General features: G+C 36.5%; 5 protein-coding genes and 1 rRNA gene. 4 read left to right on the forward strand and 2 right to left on the reverse strand.

The genetic code is table 11. From position 1 onward, the window contains the following. The first annotated feature begins 102 nt into the window (after positions 1-102). The 3 genes from AA980_RS10565 (at position 103) to AA980_RS10575 (ending at position 2,870) form a co-directional block, all read left to right on the forward strand. Positions 103-840: an SDR family NAD(P)-dependent oxidoreductase gene (locus tag AA980_RS10565; RefSeq protein WP_024031257.1), complete on the forward strand. Its 738-nt coding sequence runs from the start codon at positions 103-105 to the stop codon at positions 838-840. Positions 841-972: 132 nt separating this feature from the next. Beyond that, positions 973-1,758: an SDR family oxidoreductase gene (locus tag AA980_RS10570; RefSeq protein ID WP_024031256.1), complete on the forward strand. Its 786-nt coding sequence runs from the start codon at positions 973-975 to the stop codon at positions 1,756-1,758. Between the two features lie 341 nt (positions 1,759-2,099). Then, positions 2,100-2,870, forward strand: a complete 771-nt coding sequence (locus tag AA980_RS10575) for an SDR family NAD(P)-dependent oxidoreductase (protein WP_024031255.1) — start codon at positions 2,100-2,102, stop codon at positions 2,868-2,870. Positions 2,871-2,991: 121 nt separating this feature from the next. On the opposite strand, the gene AA980_RS10580 is transcribed toward AA980_RS10575, so the two are convergent. Then, positions 2,992-4,503 carry an MDR family MFS transporter gene (locus tag AA980_RS10580; RefSeq protein ID WP_024031254.1) on the reverse strand — a complete coding sequence of 504 codons (1,512 nt, stop codon included), beginning with the start codon at positions 4,501-4,503 and terminating at the stop codon, positions 2,992-2,994. Positions 4,504-4,642: 139 nt separating this feature from the next. After that, positions 4,643-5,263 carry a TetR/AcrR family transcriptional regulator gene (locus AA980_RS10585; protein WP_024031253.1) on the reverse strand — a complete coding sequence of 207 codons (621 nt, stop codon included), beginning with the start codon at positions 5,261-5,263 and terminating at the stop codon, positions 4,643-4,645. Between the two features lie 677 nt (positions 5,264-5,940). Here AA980_RS10585 and AA980_RS10590 point away from each other — a divergent pair. After that, positions 5,941-6,000 (forward strand): 16S ribosomal RNA (locus AA980_RS10590); the annotation flags it as partial.

A 6,000-nucleotide genomic window follows, 5' to 3' on the forward strand; every position in this document is an offset into this window, starting at 1 on the left:
GAGTACAATTAAATTGTGAACAAAATAGTACAAATCATGAATTTGTCTATTATTTTTCTCGAGAATATGGTAAGGCAATTTTAATACTAGGAGGGTCTTGGGATGGGAAAATTACAAGATAAAGTAGCCGTGATTACCGGTGGAGCATCTGGTATTGGGGCAGCGACAGCACGTTTATTCGTTTCAGAAGGAGCCAAAGTGGTTCTTGTTGATTTAAATGAAGAAAAAGGGAAAGCTTTTGAAGCAGAATTGAAAACACTTAATGCTGAAGCTCTTTTTATAAAAGCAAATATTACGAGTGAAGAAGAAGTCGCAAATATCTTTAAACAAACCGTTGAAACGTTCGGCAAAGTGGATGTGGTCTTCAACAATGCGGGTATTGGCCGTGTTCATCCATCACATGAATTAGAATACTCAGAATGGCGCAACACTGTAAATGTTGACTTAGATGGTGTCTTCTTAGTAGCACGTGAAGCCATTCGTGAAATGCTAAAAACAGGTGGCGGCACGATTGTTAATACAGCATCTATGTACGGTTGGGTTGGGTCGCCCGGTTCAGCAGCCTATAACGCAGCAAAAGGTGGCGTGATCAACTTAACACGTTCACTTGCACTTGAATATGCAGAACAAAATATTCGTATTAACGCATTATGCCCTGGTTTTATTGATACACCGATTATACCGGAAGAAAGCAAGCAAGTTTTAGCTGCAGCCACACCGATAAAACGTCTTGGTACAGCTGAAGAAATGGCAAAAGCAGTTTTATTCATGGCTTCTGATGATTCTTCATTCATGACTGGCAATAGTTTAACGGTTGATGGTGGGTATACGGCTCAATAATAAATCCTGAGGACAAAGTATAAATATTGACTTTTCTTAGGCATATACCCTTAATCTGAGATATTACAATTAAAAGTATTTTTAAAAATACTCTTTAGACTTTGAGGAGAAAACAAAGGGAGGAAATTTCCAATGAGCAATCGTTTTGATGGAAAAGTGATAGTAATTACAGGTGCTGGATCTGGTTTAGGACAAGCTTCAGCTTTACAAGTAGCAAAAGAAGGAGCAAAGCTTTCACTCGTAGATTTAAACCCTGCTTCATTAGAAGAAACAAAAAGTAAAGTGTTAAAGGTTGCACCAAACGCAGAAGTGTTGCTTATCACTGCGAATGTGGCAGATGAAAAATCAGTTGAAAACTATGTAAATGAAACCGTTGAGAAATTTGGGAAAATCGATGGATTCTTCAACAATGCAGGAATCGAAGGAAAACAAAATCTAACAGAGGATTTTGGAACTGATGAGTTCCAAAAAGTAGTTAGTGTCAACTTAAATGGTGTGTTTTATGGTTTGAAACACGTATTGAAAGTCATGAGAGAACAAGGTTTTGGCTCTATCGTTAATACTGCTTCTGTTGGTGGTATTCGCGGGGTAGGAAACCAATCTGGTTATTCAGCTAGTAAACACGGCGTGGTCGGATTAACAAGAAACTCTGGGATTGAATATGGTCAATACGGAATCAGCATCAAAGCGATTGCACCAGGTGCGATCATGACACCGATGGTCGAAGGTTCATTAAAACAAATGGATCCAGACAACTGGGAAGAAGTGGGGAAACAATTTGTTGAGCCAAACCCAATGAAACGTTTTGGTAAACCTGAGGAAGTAGGTTATTTGGTGGCATTCCTATTATCTGATCAAGCCAACTTCATCAACGCTGCCGTTATTCCAATCGATGGCGGACAATCTTATAAATATTAGGATCTGTTATAATTCATTGTTGATTTTCGTGGAGGTATGAACATTCATAAGCGGAGAATTTCCGGCTAATGTCTATAGAGGAAGCTTAAGAAGCCATTATAAGCGGAGATATTCCGATTAACTGCTCTAAATTAGGCAAAATTCAACGATTTGGAACATATAACCGGAAAAACTCCCTTTATTATTAACGGAATATGGGTATTTCCCAATATAAACGAAATTTTTCCGTTTATTTTTCTAACACAATGAAATCAACATTCATTTTTAACACAGCCAAATATTAAGAAGTGCTAAGAGGGTTCACCAACTGATTTTTAATAAAAAATAGGAGGTTTATCATTATGCTTTTTGAAAACAAAGTAGTTTTAATAACTGGTGCGGCAGGCGGTATTGGTATTGCTGCTGCAAAAGCATTTGCAAAAGAAGGGGCAAAATTAGCGTTAGTAGACTTGAAGAGGGAGCCGCTAGAAAAAGCAGCTGCGTCTGTTGATGCAAAAGATATTTTATTACTTACTGCAAACGTTTCAAGTGAAAATGAAGTGAAAGAATATGTTCAAAAGACGAAAGATCACTATGGCCGGATTGATGTTTTTATCAACAATGCGGGCATTAATGGTGAATTTAAAAATATAACGGAGCAAACAGAAGAAAACTTCAAAAATGTATTTGGAGTGAATGTAATGGGCGTATTCTTCGGTTTAAAATATGTCCTTCAAATTATGAAAGAGCAAAAGAGTGGTGCAGTTGTGAATACAGCTTCTAATGGCGGTTTATTAGGTGCCCCAGGAATGAGCGCATACGTTGCATCCAAACATGCTGTCATTGGTTTGAATAAAACAGCATCACTCGAAATGGCCGATTATGGGGTTCGTGTAAATGCGGTTGCTCCATCAGGTGTAAATACAGAAATGATGAGAAGAATTGAGAAGAATGCTATGGGTGAAAGGGCAGAAGAAGCTAGGAAAGCATTTGAAGCATCAGTTCCTTTGAATCGATACGCAACTGCAGAAGAAATTGCAGATTTAATGCTATTCTTATCTTCTAAAAAAGCATCATTTATTAGCGGATCTTATTACAGAATCGATGGTGGACAAGGAGCTACCTCCGTTTAAAATAGATTTGATGAAGGACTAATCGATTGTAAAAATGAAATAATTATTATAAGCGGAAAGAAAAAATGGAGCCAACTATCATAATGATAGTTGGCTCTATAAGTTATAATAGTTATCTAAGTTAATCTACCGCGGGTTTTGTTTTTATTTTCCCCTGCTTATTTATCGTCCCTTCAACTTCATTGCTGACATTCACACGTTTAACGAAGAAAACTAATAGTAGTGCGACAATATTAATGCCAAGAGCTACATAGAATGAATATTGAATTCCAGCTAATAAAGCTTTCTGGGTTAATAAAGTTTTAGTAGCTGCTGTAAAGGTTGTTGGATCAACACCGGTCATTAAACTTTCAGCTTTTGTTTTCGTCACAGAATTCATTATCGTAACAAGAATAGCCGTACCAATCGAACCGGACACTTGCTGAGCTGTATTGTTAACAGCTGTACCGTGTGGATTCAAGTGTGTTGGTAATTGATTAAGGCCGTTTGTCATAATTGGCATCATCACCATTGCCATCCCAAACATGCGCAGACTGTAAACAAGGATAATATATGTGTGACTAGAGTCGATTTGCAGGTTTGCCAACATGTAAGTAGAAACGGCTGTAATGGCAAGCCCAATTATGCCAAGAATCCGTGGCCCATATTTATCAAATAGTTTACCTGTAATGGGTGACATAATCCCCATTATGATCGCGCCAGGTAGCATCATTAAGCCTGAATCAAGTGGCGTAATACCTCTTACGTTTTGTACGTATGCTGGTGTTAAAATCATTCCGGAAAACATGGCTACTGCGTTTACAATCGAAATGACAGAGCCAAGTGCGAACATTGGGTACTTGTAAACACGTAAATCCAATAATGGTACGTCCATTTTTAATTGACGGACAATGAAGGTGATGAGTGAAATAGCGCCTACGATTAAAGTGGTTAAGACAACTTTATCTGTCCAGCCATCAGAGCTTGCAGAACTAAACCCATACAGCAAACCGCCAAATCCGATTGAAGATAATAGTACTGAGAAATAATCGAGTGTAGCATCTTTGTTTTGCTTCATTACATTCTCGGATTTCCAAATCCCTAACAGTAAACCAATGACAGCTAACGGTAAAATCATTTCGAAAAGTAAACGCCAGTCATAATATTCGACAATATAACCTGATAAGGTTGGCCCGATTGCTGGGGCTGTAATCATAACTAATCCGAAAATCCCCATTGCAGTTCCGCGTTTTTCGCGCGGGAAGCTTACTAGCATAATATTCATTAATAAAGGTCCCATTACCGAAGAGCCTGCTGCCTGAACCATCCTTCCTGTAAGTAATAAACCAAAGTTTGGTGCAAAGGCTGCTATGGCAGTACCTAAAGTGAAAATCGCCATAGATGTAATAAATAAACGTCTATTCGAGAACCGTGTTAATAAAAATGCCGAAGCCGGAATTAATATCCCACTAACTAGCATGTAACCTGTAGAAAGCCACTGAATCGTTGAATAATCCTTAATATTTAAATCTACCATGATAGTTGGCAGCGCTACATTTAAAAGCGAGTTATTTAAAAAAGAAACAAATGCTCCGACAAAAAGAATCGCAAGCATAAAATAAGGTGGTTTTCTTTCTTGTAATGTTGAATTCATATATTTGTTTTCTCCTCGGTTAAAATTTTGATTATTTTAGGACGTTTGCATATTTGTGCGTCAATACCTTGTTCTTGAAGTTTTTTCACAATACTCTCCAAATGGGTACTCTTTTTGTTCACTGCTTTAAGGGAACTCATTAGTGTTCTCCCTTATAGATTCCTCTTTTTAGCATCTCCATTTGCTCAATATAATTTTTTAAAGCCTCTTCATCCGTTAAATCCCTTACGAACATTTGAACAAGGTTTTGAAAAGTTACAGCCATAAAAATTTTAATAATATGATGAAGTTCTCGTTCCTCTTTTATATTCAAATTTTTGGTATTCATTAAGCTAATCATAGTTAAATACTGATTTTTCTGACTCTCTTCATAAATATTATTAGCTAATGTATTTTCCATTTTATAATTCATATTTAAAAAAGCATTTTTAAAAAAGTTTTTGTGTTCTTGATTTCCGTGATACTGAGTCATAAATTGAAATGAATCAATAAAAGCTTCAAATATATCTCCGTTTTTCTCCTTTAAGGTTGCAATAAAGCGGTCATTATTTTTCTGTGAAAGCTGGTTTAACAGATAATAATATAGATCTTCTTTTCCTTCGAAATATTGGTAAAAACTTCCCCGGGGGATTGCTGCATCTTTGATAATATTGGCAATGGATGCTTCATGTAATGGGACTCGGGAAAATTCTTTTTTAGCAGCTTGAATTAATGTGTCTTGTTTATCTTTAGGTAAGTGAAAAAATGTTTGTTTTGGCATAATTATATTCCTCCAATCTTAACATGTGACAATGTGTCACAATTGATGATGAATTGATTGTATATGACACACTGTCATATGTCAATAGAAAAAGTGACAATGTGTCATATGCGTTGCTGAAAATATCTGTTACTCGTGTGAGCATCAAGAAGTTTCATCTAAAGAGCAATTCGCAGCTCAATATATTTGGGATAATTCAAGATTTATAGTTGGATTTCTGCAGCTAATTTAAATGGATGCTACAAATAGTATTGATTTGTGGCAATAAAATGAGTTTATATGAAACTGTCACTTAGAGATTAAGAAAAAAACAAAAACTTTTTTAAAAAAAGTATTGACCTGTTTATTGAGATGCTGTAATATATGAAAAGTCGTCACTGAGACGGCGAACAACAAATGAAAAAAGTTATTGACTTTTAGTTGGTAACTTGGTAAGATAATAAAGTCGCTTTTGAGCGATAGAGAAAATTGATCTTTGAAAACTAAACAAACAAAAACGTCAACAAACAATATTTTTAAGTTTCTTTTAGAAACTAAGCCAACGTTTTATTTTATGAGCTAATCAACTTTCTCGCGTCTAACAGGCAGTAATATCCTATCGGATAAACTGCCTGTAAAGGCCCGATTGATTCGACTAACCATCGCAGGGAAAAACGCCCTGCGATGGAAGTCTCATCTTATTGGAGAGTTTGATCCTGGCTCAGGACGAACGCTGGCGGCGTGCCTAATACATGCAA

This window comes from Neobacillus vireti (genome assembly GCF_001026695.1).
Classification (GTDB): domain Bacteria; phylum Bacillota; class Bacilli; order Bacillales; family Cytobacillaceae; genus Neobacillus; species Neobacillus vireti.

Coding starts and splice junctions, on each gene's coding strand:
- AA980_RS10580 (WP_024031254.1), bottom strand. CDS start 4,503: ATGAATTCAACATTACAAGAAAGAAAACCACCTTATTTTATGCTTGCG.
- AA980_RS10565 (WP_024031257.1), top strand. CDS start 103: ATGGGAAAATTACAAGATAAAGTAGCCGTGATTACCGGTGGAGCATCT.
- AA980_RS10575 (WP_024031255.1), top strand. CDS start 2,100: ATGCTTTTTGAAAACAAAGTAGTTTTAATAACTGGTGCGGCAGGCGGT.
- AA980_RS10570 (WP_024031256.1), top strand. CDS start 973: ATGAGCAATCGTTTTGATGGAAAAGTGATAGTAATTACAGGTGCTGGA.
- AA980_RS10585 (WP_024031253.1), bottom strand. CDS start 5,263: ATGCCAAAACAAACATTTTTTCACTTACCTAAAGATAAACAAGACACA.